Origin of the sequence: Saccharothrix variisporea, from assembly GCF_003634995.1 — a bacterium.
Lineage (GTDB): Bacteria > Actinomycetota > Actinomycetes > Mycobacteriales > Pseudonocardiaceae > Actinosynnema > Actinosynnema variisporeum.
Map to the genome: position 1 here is coordinate 3,629,320 of NZ_RBXR01000001.1, position 23,885 is coordinate 3,653,204.

At 71.5% G+C, this 23,885-nt stretch carries 22 protein-coding genes; 11 read left to right on the plus strand and 11 right to left on the minus strand.

The features are described 5' to 3' along the window. The first annotated feature begins 35 nt into the window (after positions 1-35). Together DFJ66_RS16125 and DFJ66_RS16130 are read left to right on the plus strand one after the other, a co-directional pair. Positions 36-965: a DMT family transporter gene (locus DFJ66_RS16125; RefSeq protein WP_246029778.1), complete on the plus strand. Its 930-nt coding sequence runs from the start codon at positions 36-38 to the stop codon at positions 963-965. A gap of 51 nt (positions 966-1,016) precedes the next feature. Further along, positions 1,017-2,459 carry an amino acid permease gene (locus DFJ66_RS16130; RefSeq protein ID WP_121222221.1) on the plus strand — a complete coding sequence of 481 codons (1,443 nt, stop codon included), beginning with the start codon at positions 1,017-1,019 and terminating at the stop codon, positions 2,457-2,459. Here the strand turns inward: DFJ66_RS16130 and DFJ66_RS16135 are convergent, their stop codons facing one another. Continuing rightward, positions 2,460-4,091: a DUF885 domain-containing protein gene (locus tag DFJ66_RS16135; RefSeq protein WP_121222223.1), complete on the minus strand. Its 1,632-nt coding sequence runs from the start codon at positions 4,089-4,091 to the stop codon at positions 2,460-2,462. Positions 4,092-4,117: 26 nt separating this feature from the next. After that, positions 4,118-5,155, minus strand: coding sequence for an NAD(P)H-dependent flavin oxidoreductase (locus DFJ66_RS16140; RefSeq protein WP_121222225.1), 1,038 nt, complete (start codon positions 5,153-5,155; stop codon positions 4,118-4,120). 120 nt (positions 5,156-5,275) lie between these two features. Here DFJ66_RS16140 and DFJ66_RS16145 point away from each other — a divergent pair, with 120 nt between their 5' ends. Continuing rightward, the gene (locus tag DFJ66_RS16145; protein WP_121222227.1) at positions 5,276-6,877 is read left to right on the plus strand and encodes an alkaline phosphatase D family protein; all 1,602 of its coding nucleotides are present in this window, start codon (positions 5,276-5,278) and stop codon (positions 6,875-6,877) included. A 43-nt stretch (positions 6,878-6,920) separates the two neighbouring features. Here DFJ66_RS16145 and DFJ66_RS16150 read toward each other — a convergent pair whose 3' ends face one another. Further along, complete coding sequence (locus DFJ66_RS16150; RefSeq protein ID WP_170199430.1) at positions 6,921-8,420, minus strand: chitinase; 1,500 nt, start codon at positions 8,418-8,420, stop codon at positions 6,921-6,923. Between the two features lie 109 nt (positions 8,421-8,529). Between DFJ66_RS16150 and DFJ66_RS16155 the strand changes: the two genes are divergently transcribed. Beyond that, entirely contained in the window at positions 8,530-8,961 is a 432-nt protein-coding gene (locus tag DFJ66_RS16155; RefSeq protein WP_121222231.1) for an HD domain-containing protein, read from the plus strand. Positions 8,962-9,061: 100 nt separating this feature from the next. Further along, entirely contained in the window at positions 9,062-9,283 is a 222-nt protein-coding gene (locus DFJ66_RS16160; RefSeq protein WP_121222234.1) for a hypothetical protein, read from the plus strand. 233 nt (positions 9,284-9,516) lie between these two features. Here the strand turns inward: DFJ66_RS16160 and lepA are convergent, their stop codons facing one another. Then, positions 9,517-11,358: a translation elongation factor 4 gene (gene lepA, locus DFJ66_RS16165; protein ID WP_121222236.1), complete on the minus strand. Its 1,842-nt coding sequence runs from the start codon at positions 11,356-11,358 to the stop codon at positions 9,517-9,519. A gap of 105 nt (positions 11,359-11,463) precedes the next feature. Here lepA and DFJ66_RS16170 point away from each other — a divergent pair, with 105 nt between their 5' ends. After that, complete coding sequence (locus tag DFJ66_RS16170; protein ID WP_121222238.1) at positions 11,464-11,898, plus strand: type II toxin-antitoxin system PemK/MazF family toxin; 435 nt, start codon at positions 11,464-11,466, stop codon at positions 11,896-11,898. A 40-nt stretch (positions 11,899-11,938) separates the two neighbouring features. Further along, positions 11,939-12,283 (plus strand): DUF6221 family protein, encoded by a 345-nt coding sequence (locus tag DFJ66_RS16175; RefSeq protein WP_121231250.1) that lies wholly within the window; start codon positions 11,939-11,941, stop codon positions 12,281-12,283. Positions 12,284-12,289: 6 nt separating this feature from the next. On the opposite strand, the gene DFJ66_RS16180 is transcribed toward DFJ66_RS16175, so the two are convergent. The 3 genes from DFJ66_RS16180 to DFJ66_RS16190 are packed head-to-tail and all read right to left on the minus strand — an operon-like array spanning position 12,290 to position 15,725. After that, on the minus strand, positions 12,290-13,132 hold the full coding sequence (locus tag DFJ66_RS16180; protein WP_121222241.1) for a transglutaminase family protein: 843 nt from the start codon (positions 13,130-13,132) through the stop codon (positions 12,290-12,292). Between the two features lie 2 nt (positions 13,133-13,134). Beyond that, positions 13,135-14,079, minus strand: a complete 945-nt coding sequence (locus DFJ66_RS16185) for an alpha-E domain-containing protein (RefSeq protein WP_121222243.1) — start codon at positions 14,077-14,079, stop codon at positions 13,135-13,137. After that, entirely contained in the window at positions 14,079-15,725 is a 1,647-nt protein-coding gene (locus DFJ66_RS16190; protein ID WP_246029780.1) for a circularly permuted type 2 ATP-grasp protein, read from the minus strand. Before DFJ66_RS16190 ends, DFJ66_RS16185 begins: the two co-directional genes overlap by 1 nt. Positions 15,726-15,847: 122 nt before the next feature. On the opposite strand from DFJ66_RS16190, the gene DFJ66_RS16195 reads away from it, so the two are divergent. Next, complete coding sequence (locus DFJ66_RS16195) at positions 15,848-16,444, plus strand: class I SAM-dependent methyltransferase (RefSeq protein WP_121222247.1); 597 nt, start codon at positions 15,848-15,850, stop codon at positions 16,442-16,444. Here the strand turns inward: DFJ66_RS16195 and DFJ66_RS16200 are convergent. Both DFJ66_RS16200 and DFJ66_RS16205 read right to left on the minus strand, forming a co-directional pair. Beyond that, complete coding sequence (locus DFJ66_RS16200) at positions 16,421-16,789, minus strand: VOC family protein (RefSeq protein WP_121231252.1); 369 nt, start codon at positions 16,787-16,789, stop codon at positions 16,421-16,423. The two genes, DFJ66_RS16195 and DFJ66_RS16200, sit on opposite strands and share 24 nt — an antisense overlap. A gap of 13 nt (positions 16,790-16,802) precedes the next feature. Beyond that, positions 16,803-17,642, minus strand: coding sequence for an EamA family transporter (locus DFJ66_RS16205; protein ID WP_121222248.1), 840 nt, complete (start codon positions 17,640-17,642; stop codon positions 16,803-16,805). A gap of 228 nt (positions 17,643-17,870) precedes the next feature. On the opposite strand from DFJ66_RS16205, the gene DFJ66_RS16210 reads away from it, so the two are divergent. Further along, positions 17,871-20,999, plus strand: a complete 3,129-nt coding sequence (locus DFJ66_RS16210; RefSeq protein ID WP_170199432.1) for a P-loop NTPase fold protein — start codon at positions 17,871-17,873, stop codon at positions 20,997-20,999. On the opposite strand, the gene DFJ66_RS16215 is transcribed toward DFJ66_RS16210, so the two are convergent. Beyond that, the gene (locus tag DFJ66_RS16215) at positions 20,979-21,449 is read right to left on the minus strand and encodes a GNAT family N-acetyltransferase (protein WP_211351191.1); all 471 of its coding nucleotides are present in this window, start codon (positions 21,447-21,449) and stop codon (positions 20,979-20,981) included. The two genes, DFJ66_RS16210 and DFJ66_RS16215, sit on opposite strands and share 21 nt — an antisense overlap. Positions 21,450-21,480: 31 nt before the next feature. Beyond that, positions 21,481-22,572, minus strand: coding sequence for a winged helix DNA-binding domain-containing protein (locus tag DFJ66_RS16220; RefSeq protein ID WP_121222252.1), 1,092 nt, complete (start codon positions 22,570-22,572; stop codon positions 21,481-21,483). A gap of 120 nt (positions 22,573-22,692) precedes the next feature. Here DFJ66_RS16220 and DFJ66_RS16225 point away from each other — a divergent pair, with 120 nt between their 5' ends. Both DFJ66_RS16225 and DFJ66_RS16230 read left to right on the plus strand, forming a co-directional pair. Continuing rightward, complete coding sequence (locus DFJ66_RS16225; protein ID WP_121231256.1) at positions 22,693-23,613, plus strand: SPFH domain-containing protein; 921 nt, start codon at positions 22,693-22,695, stop codon at positions 23,611-23,613. Position 23,614: 1 nt separating this feature from the next. Next, positions 23,615-23,872 carry a type II toxin-antitoxin system antitoxin gene (locus DFJ66_RS16230; RefSeq protein ID WP_121222254.1) on the plus strand — a complete coding sequence of 86 codons (258 nt, stop codon included), beginning with the start codon at positions 23,615-23,617 and terminating at the stop codon, positions 23,870-23,872. Positions 23,873-23,885 lie beyond the last annotated feature (13 nt).

Consider the following 23,885-nt stretch of genomic DNA (forward strand, 5'->3'; position numbering starts at 1 on the left):
GGACTCATTGTCGCCGTTGCGGTGATTCTGCCCCCGTGCAGACGGGTTGGGTGGGGAAGTTCGCGCTCTTGTCCGCCATTTGGGGTGCGAGCTTCGCGTTGATCAAGGTGTCCGTGGACGCCGGCGTGCCACCGGTCTGGGTGGCGTTCGGCCGGTGCTTCTTCGGCGCGGTGGCGTTGGGGCTGGTGTGCCTGGTCACGCGGACGCCGTTGCCGCGCGACCGCCGGGTGTGGGGGCACGCGCTGGTGGTCGCGACCCTGCTGAACGCGGTGCCGTTCACGCTGCTCGCGTTCGGGGAGACGCTGGTCAGTTCGGTCCTGGCGGGCGTCTTCAACGCCACCATGCCGCTGACCACGCTGGTGTTCGTCATCCTCGTCGTGCCCTCGGAGCGGGTCACGGCGGCTCGGCTGGCCGGTCTCGGGATCGGGTTCGTCGGGGTGCTGGTGGTGCTGGGCGTGTGGGACGGCGTGGGCGGTGACGTGCTCCTCGGCGGGCTGGCGTGCCTGGGCGCGACGACCTGTTACGGCGCGGGGTACGCCTACACGCGGCGGTTCTTCTCCGGCGGGTCCGGGTCGGCCTCGGCGCTGTCGGCCGTGCAGATCATGTGCGCGACCGGTGAGCTGGCGGTGGCGGCACCGGTGGTCGGGGGTATGCCGCACTGGCCCGGGTGGCTCGCCGTGGGCGCGCTGGTGGTGCTGGGCGCGGCGGGGACCGGGTGGGCGTACGTGTTGAACCTGGGCGTGATCCGGGCGGCGGGGCCGACGGTGGCCTCCACGGTCACCTACGTGGCCCCGGTGTGGTCCACGGCGCTGGGCGCGCTTGTGCTTTCCGAACCCGTCGGCTGGAACACTGTGGTGGGCGGTGCGGTCGTCATAGCGGGCGTTGTCCTGGCACGCAAGCCACACAATGGTGAGATCGCACAAAAGAGTGATCGTCAAGTGGTGCGATCGAACAAACCCCGGTGACAGTTGACGCGCGTACGGTTCGCCGCACAACACCACCGAGGGAGCAAAGGCATGACCTCCGTGCAGGGCGGCTTCGGCCAGGGCTCCGGCGTGTTCCGCCGCAAGCCCATCGAGCAGATCAGCGAAGAGAAGACCGGTCTCACCAGGACCCTGGGCCTCTGGCAGCTCACCGCGATCGGCATCGGCGGCATCATCGGAGCGGGCATCTTCTCGCTCGCGGGCGCCGTGGCCAACAAGACCGCCGGTCCTGCCGTGCTCATCTCGTTCCTGGTCGCGGGCATCGCCAGCGCGGCGGCGGCGTTCTCCTACGCCGAGTTCGCGGGCCTGATCCCCAAGGCGGGCTCCGCCTACACCTACGGGTACGCGGTGCTCGGCGAGATCGTCGGCTGGTTCATCGGGTGGGACCTGCTGCTGGAGTACACGGCGATCGTGGCGGTGGTCGCGATCGGCATCTCGGGCTACTTCAACGAGTTGCTCAACCTGCTCGGCATCGACCTGCCGGTCTGGATGCTCGGCGCACCCGGCACGGAGACCGGTGACGTCGCCGCGGGCAGCTACAAGGTCAACCTGTTCGCGGTCGTGCTGTGCCTGATCATCGCGTGGATCCTCAACCTGGGCATGAAGAACGCCGCCCGGTTCGAGACCGCGCTGGTCTACCTCAAGGTCGGCATCGTCCTGCTGGTGATCGTCGTCGGCGCGTTCCACATCAACACCGACAACTACAACCCGTTCTTCCCGTTCGGCTTCTCCGGCGCGATGACGGGTGCGGCCACGGTGTTCTTCGCAGTGTTCGGCTACGACGCCATGTCCACCGCGGCCGAGGAGTCCAAGGACTCGCAGCGGCACATGCCCAAGGCGATCATCTACTCGCTGGCCATCTCGATGGTGCTGTACGTGCTGGCCTGCCTCGTCCTGACCGGCATGGTGAACTACAAGGACGTCGACGCGGAGAGCGCGTTCGCCACGGCGTTCTCCGACATCGGCCTGCCCGCGCTGGGCATCGTCATCTCCGTCGGCGCGGTCCTGGGCATCACCACCGTGCTGTTCACGTTCCTGCTGGGCGCGGCCCGCGTCGGCTACTCGATGTCCCGCGACGGCCTGCTGCCGAAGTGGTTCGCGAAGGTGCACCCGGTCAAGCACGTGCCGACCCGCACGACGTGGGTGCTGGGCATCGCCTCCGCGGTCATCGCGGGCTTCCTGCCCATCGCCGAGGCCGCCGAGCTGACCAACATCGGCATCCTGCTGGCGTTCGTGGTGGTCTGCGTCGCCGTGATCGTGCTGCGGTACAAGCAGCCCGACCTGCCGCGCACGTTCAAGACGCCGGGCATGCCGGTGGTGCCGGTCATCGGTGTCGTGTTCTCGATCTGGCTGATCACCTTCCTCGCGCCGGCGACGTGGCTGCGGTTCGCGGTCTGGTTCGCCATCGGTCTGGTCGTCTACTTCGCCTACAGCAAGCGGAACTCCGCGCTGGAGAAGGGCCGCTCGGAGAGCTGATCAGGGACCGAGGTGGTCGACCCACCCGTCGACCACCTCGGCGAGCACGGCCATCGGCAGAGGACCGCCGCCGAGCACGAGGTCGTGGAAGGCCCTGATGTCGAAGCGGTCGCCCAGGCGCCGCTCCGCGTCCCCGCGCAGGCGTTGGATCTCCAGTCGTCCCACCATGTACGACAGCGCCTGCGCGGGGTTCTCGATGTACCGGTCCACCTCGGAGTGGATGTCCACGTCGGGCATGACCGCGTTGTCCCGCAAGAACTCCACGGCTTGGCGCCGGGTCCAGCCCAGGGCGTGCAGACCGGTGTCCACCACCAGGCGCGCGGCGCGAAGCGAGTCGCCGGACAGCATCCCGAGGCGGGCCACGTCACCGCTGTAGAGGCCCATCTCGTCGGCCAGCCGCTCGGCGTAGAGCGCCCAGCCCTCCAGGTAGGCCTCGACGGAGGCGAACCGGCGCAGCGGCGGCAGGTCGTCGCGCGCCTGGGCCAGCGAGATCTGGAAGTGGTGCCCGGGTACGCCCTCGTGGAACGCGGTGGACTCGGCGCTGAACCGGTCGCGTTCGGTGGCCTGGAAGGTGTTCACGTAGTAGGTGCCCGGTCGGGAACCGTCCAGCGCCGGGTCCAGGTAGTAGGCCAGCGGGGCGTTGGGCGCGTCCGCCTCGGGCACCGCCCGCACCTCGCAGCGGTCCGGGGGCACGGTGCCGAACCAGTCCGGCGCGACGCGTTCCGCCCGCTCGATGGTCGCCTTGGCCAGCGCGGTCATCTCCTCGGCGCTCTGCCAGCGCAGTGCCGGGTCGGCGAGCAGCCGGTCCCGAACCTCCCGGGCGGGCAGCGGGCCGCCGAAGACCCGTGCGCCGATCTCCTCGTACTCGCGGTCGAGCGCTTCGACCAGGTCCAGGCCGATGCGGTGCAGCTCTTCGGGGGTGTGGGCGGTGGTCGTGTAGAGGGGGACGAGGCTCGCGTACAGCTGGGCGCCTCCGTCCAGCGCGCACAGGCCCGGTTCGTCCTCGGAACGACCGCGCGGGGCGATCTCCGTGCGCAGGAAGTCGCGGTAGCGCTCGAACGCGGGCCGCACCTGTTCTCGGAGGACCGCGGTGCACTCGTCGTACAGGTCGGTGGCGCGCAACGGGTCCGCGAGCGGGTCGACGGGGCCGGCGAGGTGCCGGTCCAGGCGGGCGGCGGCGGCTTCCACCAGGTGCGCGACCGGTCGCTTCGGCGAGTCGCGCTGGCGGCGGGCGAGGGCGTCGAGGTAGGCGGGGAAGGTGGACAGGCGGGTCAGGTAGTCCCGGCGTGCCCAGTCGCCGACCGGCCGGATCAGCGGTAACGCGGTCAGCAGCAGCGGGATCGGCGCGTTCAGGCCCTCGGCGTGGGTGTGCTCGACCAGCCCGGCCCGAGCGCGCCCGGCGACCATGTCCGCCTGCTGGGCCACCACCGCACGCGTCACCGGGTCGTCGCCGCCGGACCGCGCGCGGCGGGCGATGTCCTCGGCCCGGCGGGCGATGTCCGCGGCGGCCTCGGCGCTCGGGTCGGGCAGCCGGTCGTCCCACCCGGGCACCCCGCGCAGGGTCGCCTCGACCGGATCGGCGTCGAGGGCGACGGTGAGCAGCTCGTCGGACAGCTCGCGCGCAGTCGTCATCCGGTCATTCTGGCCGCAAAGCGTTGTCAGAGCGGTGGAATCCGCATCGCGGCGGAGTCCAGCGCGGCGCGTGCCTCCGCACGGAGGCGGGCCACCAGCTCGGCCGCCGGAGCCGGACGGGCCAGCGCGTAGGTCTGGCCGGCCCACAACGACATCAGCTCGGGGTCGCCGGTCGCACGGACCGGCTTGGTCAGGTGGTGCACCTCCGGGTAGGCGGCCGGGGCGTGCGCCGAGTTCTCGGCGAGGAACCGGTTCACCAGCCCGCGCGCGGGACGTCCGCTGAACGCCCTGGTCAGCGCCGTGCGCCGGGTGCCCGACTTCAGTGCTTCGCGGTACGCGGCGGCCGTGCCGGCCTCCGGACAGGTCAGGAACGCCGTCCCCAGCTGCGCCGCCACCGCCCCCGCGGCCAGCACCGCGGCGACGTCCGCGCCGTGCACGAGGCCGCCCGCGGCGATCAGCGGCAGGTCCACGCGGGCGCGGACCAGGCGGAGGGCGGCCAGTACGCCGAACAGCTCGCCACCACCCGGGGAGACGCCGTCGTCCGCGAAGGTCCCCCGGTGCCCACCGGCGTCACACCCCTGGACGCACAGGGCGTCCACCCCGACCGCCGCCGCCTGCCGGGCCTCGGCGGGCGTGGTGACCGTGGCGACGACGGTCGACCCGGCGGCGTGCAGGCGGTGCACGTCGTGCGGCTCGGGCAGGCCGAAGGTGAACGAGACCACCGGGACCCGCATCGCCATGACCAGCTCCAACTTGGCCGCGAACGAGTCGTCGTCCCAGCGCGGCTCACCCGGCTCGGTCGGTGACTGGGAGCGGACCCGGTCGCGGTAGGCGGAGACGTCCACAGTGGACTTCACGCCCGGCACGAACAGGTTGACGCCGAACGGCTTGTCCGTCAGCGCCATGGTCTCCTTGATCTGGGTGGCCACGGCCTCCAGGTTCAGGTAACCGGCCGCGAGGAACCCCAGACCGCCCGCGCGGCCCACCTCGGCGACCAGTTCGGGCGTGGACGCACCACCCGCCATGGGCGCGGCGATCACGGGGACTTCCAGTCGGTCCAGCATGACAACGACGATAACCCGCCATTTGGCGGAATACCCGCGACGCGACCCGTGATCCACGCGGCGAACAGCGCGTGAACTCCCCCGGCCGGTGGTTCCGCGCCCACCGCCCGCGCCCCTGAAATGGGTCCCGTGCCGCACACACACCCCCGCCGGGACGCCCTGAAGCTGGGCGCCATCGCCGGCGTAGCCCTGCTGACCGCCCCCGCCCTGCCGGCCTTCGCCGCCACGCCCCGCTTCCGCCACGGCGTCGCGTCCGGCGACCCGCTCCCCGACGCCGTCGTCCTCTGGACCCGCGTCACCCCCACCGACGACGCCCTCCCCGGCTCCGGCCTCGGCCCGACCGTCACCGTCGCCCACGAGGTCGCCGAGGACGCCGCGTTCACCCGCGTGGTGTCCACCGGCAGCACCACCACCGGCCCCGACCGCGACCACACCGTGAAGCTCGACGTGACCGGTCTCCAGCCCGGCCGCCACTACTTCTACCGCTTCACCCTCGACGGCGAGCGCTCTCCCGTCGGCCGCACGAAGACCGCGCCCGCCACCACCGCCACCGTCCCGGGCCTCCGGTTCGGTGTGGTCTCGTGCTCCAACTGGCAGTCGGGCCGGTTCGCCGCCTACCGGCACCTCGCCGAGCGCGACGACCTCGACGCCGTCGTCCACCTCGGCGACTACCTCTACGAGTACGGCCCCGGCGAGTTCGGCAGCGGACGCCCGCACGAGCCCGCCCGGGAGGTCCTCAGCCTCGCCGACTACCGCGTCCGGCACGCCCAGTACAAGACCGACCCGGAGCTCCAGCAGCTCCACGCCGCCTACCCGTGGGTCATCACCATCGACGACCACGAGGTCGCCAACGACGCCTGGTCCGGCGGCGCGGAGAACCACACCGAGGGCGCGGAGGGCTCCTACGCCGCCCGCCGGGCCGCCGCGATGCAGGCCTACCGCGAGTGGATGCCCGTGCGCACCGGCCCGGACGGCCGCATCTACCGGCGGCTGCGGTTCGGCACGCTCGCCGAGCTGACCATGCTGGACCTGCGCACCTACCGGTCGCAGCAGGTCGGCACGGACATCGGCCGCGCCGACGACCCCGACCGCAGCATCGCCGGCGCCGACCAGCTCGCGTTCCTGCGCGACGGCCTGGTCGCCTCGGACGCCCGGTGGAAGCTCGTCGGCAACCCGGTCATGTTCTCCCCGGTCCTCATCCCGGCGTTGCCGCAGGCGATAGGACGTCCGCTGGCCGAGCTGATCGGCGTCCCGGCGGACGGCGTGCCCATCAACGTCGACCAGTGGGACGGCTACCAGTACGACCGGCGCGTCCTGATCGACGCGCTGGCCCGGAACAACGTGCAGAACACGGTGTTCCTCACCGGCGACATCCACACGTCGTGGGCGTTCGAGGTGCCCTTCGACGCGGCCCTCTACCCGATCACCCGCCGGACGGTCGCGACGGAGCTGGTGGTCCCGTCGGTCACCTCGGACAACATCGACGAGCTGACCGGCGCACCGCCGCGCACGGTGTCCCTGGCCGCCGAGGCGGCGCTGACCACGCTCAACCGGCACCTGAAGTGGGTCGAGCTGGACTCCCACGGCTACTCGGTGCTGGACGTGACGGCCGACCGGGTCCGGATGGACTGGTACTTCCTGGCCGACCGGTCCCGCGCCGACTCCGCCGCGACCCTGGCCCGCACGTTCACCGTGGCGGCGGGCACCCAGCGGCTGAGGTGAGGGGTGTGGTGCTCCCCGAGCGCGTCGGGGAGCACCACCGGCCTCACGGCAGGGTGTCCAGGTGCGGGGCCACCGTGTTCGCGAACTGCCAGTTGTTCGAAGCGTCCCAGTTGATCGACCACGTCATCGCGCCGCGGATGCCCGGCCAGGTCTGCGCGGGCTTGAACGAACCGCAGTTCGTGCCCTTGGCCAGGCAGTTCAGCGCCGCGTTGACGTTGGCCGGCGACTGGTAGCCGCCACCCGCGCCGGACGGCGAGGCGGGCAGGCCCAGGCCGACCTGGTCGGGGCGCAGGCCGTTCTGGAGTTGGATGCACGCCAGCGCCACCAGGAAGTCCACCGTGCCCTGCGAGTACACCTTCTGGTCGCAGCCGAGCATGGTGCCCGAGTTGTAGTACTGCATGTTGACCACCGTGAGGATGTCCTTCACGGCCAGCGCCAGCTTGAAGTACTCCTGACCGGTCGACTGCATGTCGATGGTCTGCGGGGCCATGGTGAGGATCTTGCCGCCGGCCGCGTTGATGCTGCGCAGCGCCGAGGACATGTAGGTGGAGTTGATGCCGTTCTCCAGGTCGATGTCCACGCCGTTGAAGCCGTACTCGGCGATCAGCGACTTGACGCTGTTGGCGAAGGCGGTGGAGGACGCGCTGTCACCGACCCAGATGGTGCCCTTTTCGCCGCCGACGGAGATGATCACCTTCTGGCCGCGGGCCTGGAGGGTCTTGACGTCGGCCTTGAACTGGGCGTCGGTGTAGCCGCCGAGCTTGCTGGACAGGGTCGGGTCGAGGGTGAAGTCGACCGCGCCGCGGGTGGCCGGGACGGCGTCGGCGAACGCGACGGCCACGATGTCGTACGTGGTGGGCACGTCGGCGAGCTTGAGCACGCGGGAGCCGTTGTCGAAGTTGTGCCAGTAGCCGGTGAGGACGTGCTTGGGCAGCGTCGGGTCCGGCGGCGTGGTCGTGGTCGTCGTGGTGGTCGTCGTTGTCGTGGTCGTGGTGGTGCTCGTCGTCGTGCTGGTGGTCGTCGTGGTGGTGGTGCTGGTCGGCGGGGTGCCGGGGCCGTCGAGGGCGACGTCGTCGGCGTAGTAGGTGGGCTGGCCGTACCAGCCGTGCAGGTAGACGGTGACGCTGGTGGAGGCGCCGGTGGTGAAGTCCAGGGAGAGCTGGCTGAAGCCGCTCGACCCCGGCGTCCAGGTGCTCTTGTCGCCGCTGCCGGTGCCGGTCACGCCCAGGTACACGTAGCTGCCCTGGACCCAGGCGGACAGCTTGTAGGCGGTGTTCGCCTGGACGGTGATCGTCTGCGAGCAACGGGCGTTGTCCGACCCCGCCGGGGTCGCGGACAGGGCGTGCGTCCCGCTGCGCTTGGGCGTGGTGACCGCGCTCGCGGTCCCGGTGCAGGTCCAGCCGCTCAGGTTGCCGGTGTCGAAGCCGGGGTTGGCCACCAGGTTGGCGGCCGAGGCGCTGCCCACCACCACCAGGGTCAGGCCCGCGAAGGCCAGCACACCGGCCAGCACCGCGCCCAGAGCGCGTCTCGTCCTCGAAGCCACGTCCACCTCCATGAAAGTCCCAGTCGGCGGCCTTGCCCAGCAGGTGACGTGGGCCACTGGCAAAATGGACTAGACCACTGGACCTTGTCAAGGGTGTGACCATGGGCGCGTGACGTTCACAGTTGAGGACGCCGTCCGCATCGCCCGCGCGGCGCACGACGGGCAGGTCGACAAGTCCGGCAAGCCGTACATCGGGCACCCGCTGCGCGTGATGCGCGCCGTGTCCGGCGACCACGCCCAGATGGCCGCCGTCCTCCACGACGTCGTCGAGGACACGCCGGTTTCTGCCGCCGACCTGCTCGCCGCCGGCTGCCCACCGCACGTGGTCGACACGGTCGTGGCGTTGAGCCACCTACCCGGCGAGTCGCAGGAGGACTACCTGAGCCGGGTCGTCGCCGATCCCGTGGCGGTGGAGGTCAAGCGGGCGGACATCGCCGACAACCTCTCCCCACACCGCATCGCGCAGCTCGACGAGGCCACTCAGGAGCGTCTGCGGGCCAAGTACGCCCGCGCCCTTCACCTGCTCGACACCCTGCCGTAGGAGTTGTTCCCAAGGTCACGTGCTATCCGGTCGAAACCGCCTCTGACATGCGGCATCATAGTAGGTGAACCGATACAGAAAGACCGACCAGAAAGGCAACATGACCAAGGCACTGGAGTCCGTTCGCACGTACTTCGCCACCCGTCGGGAACTGCGCAGGCGCGAGGCCGCGCTGTCCCGCGAGCTGGCCGCCTACGACACCCCGAGCGCCCGGCAGGACCTGGAGGCGATGCTCGCCCGCCACCCGGAACACGAGACGCGGGAGATCGAAGCCATCCTCCGCCGCCACACGCTCGACCGCCTGGTCCGCAACTACAGCTGACCGGCAGCATTGTGAAGGCCTTCGGGACAGGGGCGTCCTGAAGGCCTTTCGTCATTTCCGGGACCCGAGCACTCCCGCACCGCAAGCTCGCGCGACCCACCGGCCCCCGCCCGCGCAGTCCCCGCAGGCCACCGGCCCACGGTGTACGCGCCACCCGCCCGCGCCATCCCAGTCGGGCACCGCCACCGGGCCAGGTGCGGCGGAGCAACCGCCACACCCGACCCGCCGGGGCGCTACTTCTTCTTGTCCTTGCCCGAATCCTCGGTGGACAGAGCGGCGACGAAGGCTTCCTGGGGCACCTCCACGCGCCCCACCATCTTCATCCGCTTCTTGCCTTCCTTCTGCTTCTCCAGCAGCTTCCGCTTCCGCGTGATGTCGCCGCCGTAGCACTTGGCCAGCACGTCCTTGCGGATCGCGCGGATCGTCTCGCGCGCGATGACCCGCGACCCGATGGCCGCCTGGATCGGCACCTCGAACTGCTGCCGCGGGATGAGCTCGCGCAGCTTGGTGGCCATCTTCGTGCCGTACCCGTACGCGTGGTCCTTGTGGACGATCGCCGAGAACGCGTCCACCGGCTCGCCCTGCAGCAGGATGTCCACCTTGACCAGCTCGGCGTCCTGCTCGCCGGACTCCTCGTAGTCCAGCGACGCGTACCCGCGCGTGCGGGACTTCAGGGCGTCGAAGAAGTCGAAGATGATCTCGCCCAGCGGCATGGTGTAGCGCAGCTCGACGCGGTCCTCGGACAGGTAGTCCATGCCGCCCAGCTGCCCGCGCTTGGACTGGCACAGCTCCATGATCGCGCCGATGTAGTCGCTGGGCGCGATGATCGTGCACTTGGTGACCGGCTCGTACACCTCGGCGCGCTTGCCGTCGGGCCAGTCGGACGGGTTGGTCACGACGTGCTCCGACCCGTCCTCCATGACGACCCGGTACACGACGTTGGGCGCGGTGGAGATCAGGTCCAGGTTGAACTCGCGCTCCAGGCGGTCCCGGGTGATCTCCAGGTGCAGCAGGCCCAGGAAGCCGCAGCGGAAGCCGAAGCCCAGGGCCGCCGACGTCTCCGGCTCGAAGGTCAGGGCGGCGTCGTTGAGCTGGAGCTTCTCCAGGGCCTCGCGCAGGATCGGGTAGTCCGAGCCGTCCACCGGGTACAGGCCGGAGTAGACCATGGGCTTGGGCTCGCGGTACCCGGCCAGCGGCTCGGTCGCGCCCTTCTTCTCCCAGGTCACGGTGTCGCCGACCTTGGACTGGCGGACGTCCTTCACGCCGGTGATGAGGTAGCCCACCTCGCCCACGCCCAGGCCGCGCGACGGCTTGGGCTCCGGCGAGATGATCCCGACCTCCAGCAGCTCGTGCGTGGCGCCGGTGGACATCATCCTGATCCGCTCGCGCGGGGTGATCTTGCCGTCGACCACGCGGATGTAGGTGACCACGCCCCGGTAGGTGTCGTACACCGAGTCGAAGATCATCGCCCGCGCCGGGGCGTCCGAGTCGCCGACCGGGGCCGGGACGCGGCGCACGACCTCGTCGAGCAGGTCGCCGACGCCCAGACCGGTCTTCGCGGAGACCCGCAGCACCTCCTCGGGCTCGCACCCGACGATGTGGGCGAGCTCCTTGGCGTACTTGTCCGGGTCGGCCGCGGGCAGGTCGATCTTGTTGAGCACCGGGATGATGGTGAGGTCGTTCTCCATCGCCAGGTACAGGTTGGCCAGCGTCTGCGCCTCGATGCCCTGCGCGGCGTCGACCAGCAGGATCGTGCCCTCGCACGCCTCCAGCGCCCGGGACACCTCGTAGGTGAAGTCGACGTGACCGGGCGTGTCGATCATGTGCAGGACGTGGTCCTGGCCGTCGAGCTGCCACGGCAGCCGGACGTTCTGCGCCTTGATCGTGATGCCGCGTTCGCGCTCGATGTCCATGCGGTCGAGGTACTGCGCACGCATCGCACGCTCCTCGACCACGCCGGTGAGCTGCAACATGCGGTCGGCCAGGGTCGACTTGCCGTGGTCGATGTGCGCGATGATGCAGAAGTTCCGGATCAGCTCCGGGGGCGTGAACGTCTGATCGGCGAACGTGCTCACTCAGGTTCCTCGCACGGTACGGACAAAGGGGATCGGCCCATCATCTCATGCCACGCCGACCTGCCGCCCCACCCGGACGTGACCCAGGCCATAAGCTTCCCGGCCGTGTACACGAACGGTGAGGACCCGCGACCGGCCCGGGGCGCGGTGCGCGAGGTCTACTCGAAGGCCGTGGCGGCCACCCTGGAGTACTCCCCCGACCTGGACGGCCTGGCCGACCCGGGCGAGGTCGTGTGGGCGTGGGTGCCCTACGAGGAGGACGCCACCCGCGGCAAGGACCGCCCCCTGCTGGTCGTCGGCCGCCACCACCGCGCCCTGCTGGCCCTGATGCTGACCAGCAAGGAACCGCGCGACAACGAGCTGGACGACTTCCTCCCCCTGGGCTCGGGCCGCTGGGACCGCGACGGCCGCGTCTCCTACCTGCGCCTGGACCGGGTGTTCGAACTCGACGAGGACGACATCCGCCGCGAGGGCTCGGTGCTGGAGCCGGAGCGGTTCTCCCTGGTCGTGGACGCGCTACGGGCGATGGGCTGGCGCTGAAGTGGTGGACCGGCCCCGCGCGTGGGGCGAGGATGGCCTGGTGCGAGACGACCTGGTGGCGTTCATCGACGCCCGGCTGGACGAGGACGCCGACCTGGCTCGGCGCTGCGACGGGGGCGACGACTGCGGCCAGTGGGTCGCGCGCGGGCACACGGTCGACTTCTGCCAGGTCGACCTGCCGGGCTTCCACCCGACCATCGCGCGGCACGTCGCCCGGCACGACCCGGCGCGGGTGCTGCGCGAGGTCGCGGCCAAGCGCCGGGTCCTGCGGCGGCACCGGCCGGAGCGCGTGGGCGACCGGGTCGTCTGCCGGGTCGACGGGGACCCGTTCCCGTGCGCGGACGTCCGCGACCTGGCCGCGCCCTACGCCGACCACCCGCGCTGAGCCCGGTCACGCCAGCCGGGTCACCTCGACCGTCACCTCCAGCGCCGACGACGCCCCGCCCGAGTAGATGCCCTTGAGCGGGGCGACGTCGGCGTAGTCGCGGCCGTGGGCCAGCCAGATGTGCCGCGGCCCGACGGGGATGGCGTTGGTCGGGTCGTACCCCCACCACCCGCCGGTCCACGCCTCGATCCACGCGTGGCTCTCCCCGCGCACGGTCTCGCGCACCGCCCCGTCCGGCTTGGTGTGCAGGTACCCGGACACGTACCGCGCCGGCACGCCCATCGCCCGCAGCAGCACCAGCGTCAAGTGCGCGAAGTCCTGGCACACGCCCTCCCGCGCCTGCCACGCGTCCACCGCCGAGCTGTGCACCCCGGTCGTCCCCGACTGGTACTTCAGCTGCTCGTGCACCCAGTGGCACGCGGCCAGCACGGCGTCGGCGGGCGACACGCCCCGCTTCAACCCCCGCGCCACCGCCGCCAGCTCCCGGTCCCGGGGCACGTACCGCGTCCAGTCCAGGAACTCGGTGTACCGGTCCACCAGGGCGTCGGCCCGCAGGTCGGCCCACGACGCCGACCGCACCGGCTCCTCCTCGGCCCCGGTCTCCACCACCGACGACGCCACGACCTTGAGCTCCACGTGCGGCGCGTGCAGGTCGAACGACGTCACCTCCGTGCCCCAGTAGTCGGTGTACCGGTAGGCCCGGGTCGCCGGGGTCGTCTCCACCCGGCTGACCACGACGTTCTGCCGCCGGTCGGCCCGGGGCGTCATCCGGGCCTCGTTGAACGACTGCGTCACCGGCAGCTCGTACCGGTAACCGGTCGTGTGCACCACCCGCACCCGCCACGACATGCTCACACCACCTCGGCGTTCGTCCACGCGACCCAGGGCGCGGTGTGGAAGTACTGCAACGACACGGCCTCGCCCACGTCCCGCACGGTCGCCTGCAACGACTTCAACCGCCGGGGGAGGTCGTCCAACAGGTCGTGGGGCCGCAAGAACTCCAGGTCACTCCGCGCCCGCCCGAGCAGCCGCAACGCCTCCGCCCGTGCCCCGACCCGCACGGACGGCTGGTGGTCCAACTGCTCCAAACAAGCTTCGGCCTGCCGCAGCGCGTGGAACACCGACCGCGGGAACAGCCGGTCCAACAGCAGGAACTGCACCACCCGAGACGCGTCCAACGCCCCGCGGTAGGTCCGCAGGTACGTGTCGTGCGCACCCGCCGACCGCAGCACGGTCACCCACCCCGGCGAGGACGCCTTGTCCCCCACACGCGAGAGCAACAACCGCACGATCATGTCCACCCGCTCGACCGACCGCCCCAGCACCAGGAACCGCCAGCCGTCGTCCCGGCTCATGGTCGAGTCCGCCAGTCCCGCGAACATCGCCGCCCGCTCCTCCACGAACGCGAAGAACGCGTGCGGCCCCAAGGCCCGTGCGTACGCCTGCCGCTCCTCCACGGCGTTGTACATGGCGTTGAGGCACTCCCACATCTCCGAGGACACGACCTCACGCGCACCCCGCGTGTTCTCCCGCGCGCTGTTCACCGAGGCCACGATGGACGCCGGGTTCTCCGACGAGTACGCCACCAGCTCGGTCAGCGACCACACGTCGAAGGAGGCGTCCTTCGGGGCGTCTATCCCCAGCACCGACAGCAGCCCGCGGCTGGCGGCGTCGGAGTCGACGGTCGCGTCCTCCAGCAGTTGGTGCACGGTCACGTCGAGGATGCGCGCGGTGTCGTCGGCGCGTTCGACGTACCGGCCGATCCAGTACAGCGACTCGGCGTTGCGGGCCAGCATCACGCATCCCTCCCCGACTGTTGCTGCTGTTGCTGCTGTTGCTGGGAAACGGTCAGCTCGGGACCCTGCTCGGCGGCGGGCGAGTCCACGGCGGACCGCTCCACCAGGCCCGGCTCGGCCAGCTCGCGGTCCACGGTGGACGAGCGCGGGGCGAGCACCCACGTGTCCTTGGACCCACCGCCCTGCGAGGAGTTCACGACCAGGCTGCCCTCGGGCAGCGCGACCCGGGTCAACCCGCCCGGCAGCACGAAGATGAAGTTGCCGTCGTTGACCGCGAACGGCCGCAGGTCCACGTGCCGGGGCACCAGCCGGTCCCCGACCTTCGTCGGCACGGTCGACAGCTGCACCACCGGCTGCGCGATCCACCCGCGCGGGTTCTCCCGGATCCGCCGCTTCAACGACGCCAGCTCGCGGGGCGTGGCCTGCGGGCCGAACACGATCCCGTACCCGCCCGACCCCTCGACCGGCTTCACGACCAGCTCGTCCAGGTGGTTGAACACGTGCGCGCGTTCCTCGGGCAGCCAGCAGCGGAACGTGTCCACGTTGGGCAGCAGCGGCTTCTCGCCCAGGTAGTACTGCACGATCTCGGGCAGGTAGGTGTAGACGAGCTTGTCGTCGGCCACGCCGTTGCCCACCGCGTTGGCGATGACGACGTTGCCGGCGCGGGCGGCGTTGATCAGGCCCGCCACACCCAGCACCGAGTCGGGCCGGAACTGGACGGGGTCGAGGAAGTCGTCGTCGATGCGCCGGTAGATGACGTCGACCTGCCGCTCGCCCTCGGTGGTGCGCAGGTAGACGACGTTGTCGCGGCAGAACAGGTCCCGGCCCTCGACCAGCTCCACGCCCATCTGCCGGGCCAGCAGCGAGTGCTCGAAGTACGCCGAGTTGGCCACGCCCGGCGTCAGCACCACGACGTTCGGGTCGGCGACGTTGGGGGCGGCGGCGTTGCGCAGGGACCGCAGCAGGTGCACGGCGTAGTCGCCGACCGAGCGGACGCGGTGCCGGGCGAACAGGTCCGGGAAGACCCGGGCCATCGTGCGCCGGTTCTCCATCACGTAGGACACGCCGGACGGGCAGCGCAGGTTGTCCTCCAGCACGCGGAACACCCCGGCCTCGTCGCGCACCAGGTCCACGCCGGCGACGTGGATGCGCACCCCGTTGGGCGGGTTCACGCGGGCGGCCTCGCGGTGGAAGTGCTCGCACGAGGTGATCAGCCGGCGCGGCAGCACGCCGTCGCGCACGATCTGGGCGTCGCCGTAGATGTCGGCCAGGAACATCTCCAGCGCCCGCACCCGCTGCACGATCCCGCGTTCCAGCTTGGACCACTCCGACGCGGTGATCACGCGCGGGATGAGGTCCAGCGGGAACGGCCGTTCCTGCCCGGACAGGGAGAACGTGATGCCCTGGTCGACGAACGCCCGGTCCAGCGCCTCGGCGCGGGCGGTCAGCTCGGCCACCCGGGACGGCGCGATCGACTCGTACAGCGCGCGGTAGGCGGAGCGGACCGACGAGTCGTCGCCGAACATCTCGTCGTACGCGCCGGCATGCGGGCGGCTCGGGTCGAGGTAGCCGTCGAACAGCTCCCCGAGGCGCGCGACCGCTCGGGCAGGGGTGCGGCGCAGGCTCGACGTGCGGTTCGTGCTCATGGTCCACATCTTGACTGCGCAAACATCCGACGTCACTACCCCGAACCCGACAGAAACGCCCCGGAAACAACTTCAGGGCCTTCCCCGATGCCGTCTCGTTTCGCCACGCGGACTCTGGAGGCATGGCTACGAGGCTGATGAAGGCGTTCGACGCGGCGTTCGGCCACCCGCGCGGCAAGGTGGGCGAGCTGGGCGGCCGGCTGATGGCGAAGCTCAACGCGGGGGTCGAGGCCCACGTGGTCGACCTCGCGCGGCCGGCGGCCAACGAGACCGTGCTGGTCGTGGGGCCGGGTCCCGGGGTGGGGCTGCGGTTGGCGGCGGAGCGGTCGTTCCAGGCGATCGGCGTGGACCCGTCGCGGGTCATGCTGGACGAGGCGCGGGAGCGGTGCGCGGACCTGGTCGCGTCCGGCCGGGTCGAGCTGCGGGAGGGCACGGCGGCGCGCACCGGGCAGGAGCCGTCGTCGGTGGACGTCGTGGTGTCGGTGAACAACGTCCAGCTGTGGGACAACCGGCCGGCGGCGTTCCACGAGCTGTTCCGGGTGCTCAAGCCCGGCGGGCGGCTGGTGGTGTCGGTGCACCGGATGGCGCTCGACGTGTCCGAGCTGGAACTGGTCCGCGAAGCGGAGGCGGCGGGGTTCACCAACGTGACCACGTCCCTGTACCAACACGGCGGCGTGGTGCCGCCCGCGGTGCAGCTAGTCGCGGAGGTCCCGGCGTAGCGGGTGCTCGGCGGGGACCTCCACCAGCACGATCCGCAGCCCGTCGGGGTCGGCGATCCACATCTCGTCCAGCCCCCACGGCTCCCGACGGGCCTCGCGGACCACGTACTCGGCGAGCCGTTCGGCCACTTCACGCAGGTCCCGCACCTGGAGCCACAACTCCACCGCGCCGGTCGGTTCGTCGTCGGACCGACCGGACACCTCCAGGAACCCGCCGCCGAGGAAGAACACCGTGCCGCCGGGGAACTCCCGGTACACGGCGAGCTCCAACACGTCCCGGTAGAACGCCCGCGCCCGCTCGGGGTCCCGCGACCGCACCAACACCCGACTACCCAACACTTCCACGCGCACCACCCGATCACGCCAACGCGATAGCCGCCACTCCGGCAACCACGATCACCGCACCGGACAGCCGCCGAACGGGGTTGGGCTCCCCCAGCACCAGCCACGCCAACACGCTGCCGATGACGATGCTCAACTCCCGCGCGGGCGCCACCAGACTCACCGGTGCGATCTTCATGGCGAACAACACCAGCACATAGGCCGCCGGCGACAACACGGCAACCAAGCACACTTCACGCCAGTACTTACGCGCCAGATCTTTGAGCTGCGGACGTGTCAGCGCATAAGGGGCGAGCAACACGCTCTCAGTGACCGACGACCCCGCCATCAGCGCCACGGGCGCGATCGCCGCGGCCGTCACCGCGTGCGCGTCCCACAGGGTGTACCCGGCGATCATCGCGCCCGTGGCCAGCCCGTACACGGCCCCCGCCACGCGACTGCCCTGCCCACTGCCGCCCGACCCGATCACCAGCACACCCACCACGACCGCCACCGCCCCGACCAGCCCCAGCGGATGCGGACGTTCCCCGAACACCGCCACGGCGGCCACGACCGTCAACAACGGCCCGGTACCGCGCGCCAGCGGGTACACCACGGACAGGTCACCGGTCGCGTACCCGCGTTGCAGCAGCAGGAAGTACCCCAGGTGCAACACCCCGCTCCCGGCCAGCGGCACGACCCAGTCCCAGCTCGGCGTGGCCGTCGACAACACCACCGGCACCAGCAGAGCGGCCGACACCGTGGCGTTCAACCACACGAACAACGCACCGCCGTCACGGACGCGCTTGGCCGCCAGGTTCCACCCGGCATGGGCGAACGCGGCGGCGACGACGAGCAGGACGGCCACGGGTGACATCGCGGGAACCCTTCTGGCGCCGCGCACGCGGCAACCGGGTTCCTCCAGGCTTTTGTCCCGTCAGATGACCGGCACGTCCCCATCGGCACCGGCGGTGCCGCTCGGACCGGTCCCGTCGCCCTGGTTGTGGGTCAGTGGGCGGACGACGGCGGAACCCTAGGCACTGTCACCACCCACCCTAGGCGTTTCACCCGCCGACGCGCAGTGATCGACGGCACGATGTCGGTCGTGGACCTAGCTCTGGCCGCGCCCGGATCCCGCGCCGTGATCGTGCACTCGCTGCCCCACGCCAAGCGCCTCGGACGGGCGCTGGTGGAACGCTGCGGGCTGGAACACGAGCCCACCTACATCACCGACCACCGGGCGCTGTCGGCGGTGGCCGAGGACGTCACCGGCGGCCTGTTCGTCTACGCCCCGGAGACCCCCGGTTACCTCGGTGCCCTGAACGAGGTCTTGGAGGGCAACCGGCGGACGGTATCGGTAGTGGTCCTGGAAGGTCCGGGCAGCCGCGGCCTGCGGCTGTTCGAGACGCTGGTCGGTCCGCCCAACACCGCCGTCCTGTGCCGGGAGCAGATCGCCGAGCACCTGTTGCGGAACCTACCCACCAGCCCGAACGCCAAGGTGCCCACCCTGCGCGAACTGGCGGCGGAAGCCGGTTGCCGCTTCGAGACCACCGGCGAGGCGAACACCGTGGCGCTGGCGTCGTCAGGCTTCATCCGCAGCCGGCAGGAGTGGTCCTACCCCCTGGGCGCTCCGGTGGTGGGGTTGGACTGGTACCTCGGCGACTCCGGCGTCGAACTGGTGGTAGCGGCCGGCGCCGTGCAGAACCTGCGCTACCCGACACGAGCGTCGACCTGGAGGTTCGACCCGCCGAGCGCTCCGGTCGCGCTCGGCACCGCCGTCCGCTCGGGTCCCTCCGCCAGTGTCGTGGTCGTGCTCGAAGACGGCACGGTCCACGTCATCGCAGCACGAAGCGGCACGCAGCGCAGCCTCGGACGAGTGGCGAACGCGGGGCCGCACATCGCGGTGCTCAACGCCACGAGCGAACCTCGGCTCGACCTCGACAGCGGAGGAAACGCGGTGGTCGACCTCGACCAGCAGTTCCACCTGGCGGCCACAGGGCTTCCCGCGCGCGCCGTCGCGTCCGGCCTCCGCGGTCCGGTGATCGCGGACGGGCAGGGAAGGTTGTGGCATGAACAGCGTGAGCTGGGCGAGCATCCGGGCCCGGTGACGGCGCTGGCGGCGTCCGGCAGCCGGGTCGTGTCCGCGGGCACGCGCTCCAGCATCGTGCTGTGGGACCTCGACCTCGGGCGCGAGGTGCGGCGCTGGAACGGCCACCGGTCGGTCGCGAGCGCGTTGTCCTGGATGACCCTGCCCGACGGCCGGGAGTTCGTCGTGTCGGCCAGCGAGGTCGGCAGCGTTCGGGTGTGGGACCCGGAGACCGGCGAGGGCGTGCGCGCCTTCAACACCGGCGGTCGCGTGCGCGCGCTGGCGGTGTTCCCCGGCGAGGACGGCGCTCCTCGCGTGGCCACCGGCGGCGACGACGGGTTCGTCCGCGTCTGGGACCCCGGCTTCGCGCAGTCCACCCGCCTCGGACCGGTGGTGACGCGGGGCTTCGGCGACCACGTGTCCCCGGTGGACCTCCTCGACCGCGCCGGGCTGGTCAACGCGATGGCGGCGGCGCTGGAACCGGACCTGGGCGACGAGCCAGGGCCGACCGTCCTCACCGTCGAGGGCCCGTGGGGCTCGGGGAAGAGCACCCTGCTGGACTTCGTGCGCCAACGCCTGACCACGGCACCGCGTCCGCCGGCCCAGGAGCTGCGGCGACTGCGGGTGTTCGCGGCGGACCGGTTGCTGCGCCGACCGTTGTCGGCCACCCCCGACCAGCCCCTGCCGCCGGTCCGGGCGTCCCTGGTGGCGACGTTCAACCCGTGGCGGCACCAGTCGAGCGAACAGGTGTGGGCGGGGTTGGCGCAGGCGGTCACCAGGGCCGCGGAGGACGCCCTGTTCCCCGACCGGGACAGCCGCGAGCGGTACTGGTTCACGCGCAACGCCGGCCGCATCGACCGCCGGTCGACACAACGGGAGCTGTGGCGGCGCATCCGGTCGCCGTTCCTGGCGGTGGGCGTGCTGGGGTTGGCGCTCTCGGTCGTGGCGCAGTTCGGGAAGCTGCCGATCCCGGGGTTCTGGCAGGTAGCCGCCCCCGCTGTGCCGTTCGCGATCGGGCTCCTGCACACGGCGAAGCGCTACCTGTGGGACCGGGCGTCGGCGTTCCTGCCGGGAGAGTTGTTCGCGGGACCGGTGCGCAGCGGCGCGTTCGCGTCCGGCGGCGGCGACCCCTCGGTGCGTGACCCGTACTGCAACGCGCGATCCGGGTACCTGTACTTGGTGCAGCACGACGTGACCGAGCTGCTGACCGACGTGGCGCGGCGCGGGTACCAGGTGGTGGTGTTCGTCGACGACCTCGACCGGTGCACGCCCAAGACGACCGCCGAGGTGTTCGAGGCGATCAACGTGTTCCTGTCCGACACCCTGCCGCGCACCCGGTTCGTACTCGGCGTGGACCCGACCGTGGTGGCCGCGCACGTCGACCGGGCCTACCAGGACTTGGCCGACGCGGCCGTGGTCGCGCACCCCGACGACCCGAGCCCCGGCTGGACGTTCCTGCGCAAGCTCGTCCAACTGCCCGTGCGCCTGCCGAGGATCGACCACCTGGACCGCGTGCTGGACGCCCACCTGGGCCCGGTGCACGAAACCCGCGAAACCCCGCCACCCGTCGCGGACCCGCTCCCACCGACCACCGCTCCACCAGCGGCCACCCCACCCGCCAACGCTTCGCCCACAGCCGGCTCCCCGACCGCCGCCCCCGAGCCGCCCGACCCCGGGCCCCAGCCCTCCACGCCCGAACCGAACCCGCCCACGCCCGGCCCGCGCCCATCCACCCAGCCCACCGGTCGGCCCGCCGTCGTGGTGGCGGTCGAACGGCATCCCGAGGTCCGCGCCTACCTGCGCCGCAGGCTCGCGGCCCAGCCCGAGCAGTCCGTCCGCGAACAGAAGCGCCTGATCAACGTCTGGCAGTTCTACCTGCGCGTCCTGACCCCCGCCGGCGACGAGGCGGTGCCGGTCGCCCGCACCCTGGTCGTCATCGCCGAACTGGTCACCCGCTGGCCCGCCTACCAGCACCTCCTGCGCAAGGGCCTCGCCCGGCTCGCCGCCGCCCGGGACGACGACGTTGCCTGGGGCGCTGCCTTGGCCGCCTTGGGGTTCAAGGACGCCCGCCCCGCCGCGAACCTGCGCGCCCTGCTCCGCGATTGCGACGTCGACCAGGTGGTGGCCCTAGCCGACCGGCTGCTGTGACACGTCCAGCGCCATCAGCACGTGGTCGTCGTCACGGCCCACCGCGCGCCAGCCCTGCCGTTCGTAGAACCGCCGCGCCCGGTGGTTCTCGACGAAGACGTCCAACTCGGCCCGCCGCACGCCCGTCGCCCGGAACTCGGCCACGCACCACTCGTGCAGCGCGGAGCCGACCCCGCGGCCCCAGTGCGCCGGGTCGACCTGGAGCTGCAGGAGCTTGCCGTCCGGGGTGACCAGCGCGAACCCCACGACCTTCCCGCCGTCCTCGGCGACCTGCCAGACCCGGTCGGCGAACCGGCCCAGCCGGTAGCCGTTGGCGCGGACGCCCGCCTCCCACTCGGCCAGCTCCGCCTCGGGCACGTGACCCTCGTAGTAGCTGCGGCGGGCGCGGAAGTGCACCTCGGCGACCGCCGGCATGTCGTCCTGGTCCGGTGTGCGGATGAGCAACCCCATGCCCCACAGGACGTGCGGCGATCGTGGAGGTTCAGTAGAGGACCCGGATGTCGTGCTTGGGCACGTCGGGCGCGAGGAACTCCAGCAGTGCCGAACCCTCGCGCTCCACTTCGTCCGCAGTGGACAGTCGGTGGAACGGCCGCAGCTCCAGCGTCGCGACCTCCTTGGTGCGCTCGACCCGCCAGTCGCCCGCGGTGACGCCGTCCACCAGGAAGAACTGCGGCACCGGGCCGTGCGGGTCGTAGTCGCGCGCCTTGACGTCCGGGGTGACGACCCGGCGACGGTCCGCGTGGGACAGCAGCAGGTTGTCGAAGTCGTACAGGTAGCGGACGGGCGCGGGCGTGTCTTCGGCGGGGCGGGGCGCGTCGGGCAGGTCGAACAGTTCCTGGCCGTCCTCGTCGCGCAGGCGGACCAGCGGCAGCCGCTCGACCACCTCGCGCAGTTTGGTCAGGCCGGACCACGTCTGGACGTCCTTCACCGTCGCCGGGCCGAACGCGGCGAGGTACCGCAGCACCATGTCGTCGACCGAGGGCCGATCGGTGACGCTCTCGCCCAGCCACACCTCGACGCTGGTGTGCGCGATCGAACCGCTGCGGCCCCACACCCCGCGTGGCGGTACCTGCACCAGCGGCACCAGGCAGCGGATCGCGTAGGCCAACGCCGAGGGCGAGCGGTCGGGCCACTGCTCGTGCAGCAGCGCGCCGAGTTCCTTGTTGGTGCGGGGCTTCTCGGCGAGCAGGGCGCGGCCGGCGGCGACGACGGCGTCCACGTCGAGACCGCGCATGTCCGGGCCGTGGGTGTAGTTGCGGAACAGGTCGCGGTCCAGGACGGGCTGGACCAGCGGGCGCAGCGCGAGGGCGTCGGGCGCGGTGACCAGGTGGATCGTGGACCGCATCACGGCGATGCGGACCAGCGTGCGGTCCACGAGGGGGTCGGCGGCGTCCGCGGGGCGGAAGCCCGCGATCCGCGACCACAGGCCGGTGTACCAGGTGTGCGGCGTCTGGGCCTGGAGCCCGACGAGGTGCGCGACGACCTCGGGCACCGGCCGTGCGGTGCGTTCCAGCAGGAACTGGCGGGCCAGGGTGGCGCGGTTGACGGCTCGACGGCTCAGGACCTCGGTCACGGGTCCACGGTAGAGGTCATTGCGGACAGTTCCGGTCCTCTTGGTCGAACCGAGTTGGTGCGTCTCCGCGAAAAGTGATATCACTTTGCTAAGCACGAGATAGATACCGGAAGGGTGGAGATGGAAACGTCGACCGAGGTGAGCGTCCGGATGCCGGCGCCGGCCGTGCGCGAGCGCGAGGCGTCCGAGGTGTCGGGGTGGACCATGCTGCTGGCGGCGGCGGCCCTGGTGCTGGCCGGCGCGGCGGTGGTGGTGCTGGGCTTCCTGCCCGAGGACGGCCCGAACGCACCGGTCGTCGTGGGCGGTGTGCTCCTGACCGCGGCCGGGCTGGTGACCGGCAGCGGGCTGTTCACCGTCGCGCCCGGCGAGGCGCGGGTGCTCCAGTTCCTCGGCCGCTACACCGGCACCGTGCGGCGGGACGGGCTGCGCTGGGCGAACCCGTTCACCACGAAGGTCCGGGTGTCCACCCGCATCCGCAACCACGAGACCGCGACCCTCAAGGTCAACGACGCCGACGGCAACCCGATCGAGATCGCCGCGGTCGTCGTGTGGCAGGTCGACGACACCGCGCGGGCCAAGTTCGAGGTGGACGACTTCGTGCGGTTCGTCGGCATCCAGACCGAGACCGCGGTGCGGCACATCGCGACCAGCTACCCGTACGACAGCCACGACGACGCGGGCCTGTCGCTGCGGGAGAACGCCGACGAGATCACCGAGACCCTGTCGATCGAGATCGCGGCCCGCGTGCAGGCGGCGGGGGTGAAGGTGATCGAGTCGCGGCTGACGCACCTGGCCTACGCTCCGGAGATCGCGCAGGCGATGTTGCAGCGCCAGCAGGCGGGCGCGGTCGTCGCGGCGCGGCAGCGGATCGTGGAGGGCGCGGTCGGCATGGTGGAGCTGGCGCTGTCCCGGCTCGCCGAGCAGGACGTGGTGGAACTGGACGAGGAGCGCAAGGCGGCCATGGTGTCGAACCTGCTGGTGGTGCTGTGCGGTGACCGCTCGACCCAACCCGTCGTGAACGCCGGTTCGCTGTACCACTGACGTGGCCGAGCGCAAGAGCGTCCTGCTCCGCCTGGACCCGGCCGTGCACGACGCGCTGACCAGGTGGGCCAACGACGAGCTGCGCAGCACCAACGCGCAGATCGAGTTCCTCCTCCGCCGAGCCCTGGCGGAGGCGGGCCGAGCCCCCTCGGGCGCGGCGGCCCAACCCAAACGCGGCAGACCACGCAAGCCCCCGGCCCCCACCCCACCCGATCCCACCCCACCCGACGACCCGCCACCCGAGGACGAGTCGCCGTGACCAGGCCCAGCCG

Excerpts from the sequence above, each read along its gene's own strand:
- DFJ66_RS16140 (WP_121222225.1), bottom strand. The coding sequence starts at position 5,155 with ATGCTGGACCGACTGGAAGTCCCCGTGATCGCCGCGCCCATGGCGGGT.
- DFJ66_RS16160 (WP_121222234.1), top strand. The coding sequence starts at position 9,062 with ATGACCAAGGCACTGGAGTCCGTTCGCACGTACTTCGCCACCCGTCGG.
- DFJ66_RS16130 (WP_121222221.1), top strand. The coding sequence starts at position 1,017 with ATGACCTCCGTGCAGGGCGGCTTCGGCCAGGGCTCCGGCGTGTTCCGC.
- DFJ66_RS16225 (WP_121231256.1), top strand. The coding sequence starts at position 22,693 with ATGGAAACGTCGACCGAGGTGAGCGTCCGGATGCCGGCGCCGGCCGTG.
- DFJ66_RS16135 (WP_121222223.1), bottom strand. The coding sequence starts at position 4,091 with ATGACGACTGCGCGCGAGCTGTCCGACGAGCTGCTCACCGTCGCCCTC.
- DFJ66_RS16205 (WP_121222248.1), bottom strand. The coding sequence starts at position 17,642 with ATGTCACCCGTGGCCGTCCTGCTCGTCGTCGCCGCCGCGTTCGCCCAT.
- DFJ66_RS16185 (WP_121222243.1), bottom strand. The coding sequence starts at position 14,079 with ATGCTGGCCCGCAACGCCGAGTCGCTGTACTGGATCGGCCGGTACGTC.
- DFJ66_RS16195 (WP_121222247.1), top strand. The coding sequence starts at position 15,848 with ATGGCTACGAGGCTGATGAAGGCGTTCGACGCGGCGTTCGGCCACCCG.
- DFJ66_RS16190 (WP_246029780.1), bottom strand. The coding sequence starts at position 15,725 with ATGAGCACGAACCGCACGTCGAGCCTGCGCCGCACCCCTGCCCGAGCG.
- DFJ66_RS16215 (WP_211351191.1), bottom strand. The coding sequence starts at position 21,449 with ATGGGGTTGCTCATCCGCACACCGGACCAGGACGACATGCCGGCGGTC.
- DFJ66_RS16145 (WP_121222227.1), top strand. The coding sequence starts at position 5,276 with ATGGGTCCCGTGCCGCACACACACCCCCGCCGGGACGCCCTGAAGCTG.
- DFJ66_RS16180 (WP_121222241.1), bottom strand. The coding sequence starts at position 13,132 with ATGTCGTGGCGGGTGCGGGTGGTGCACACGACCGGTTACCGGTACGAG.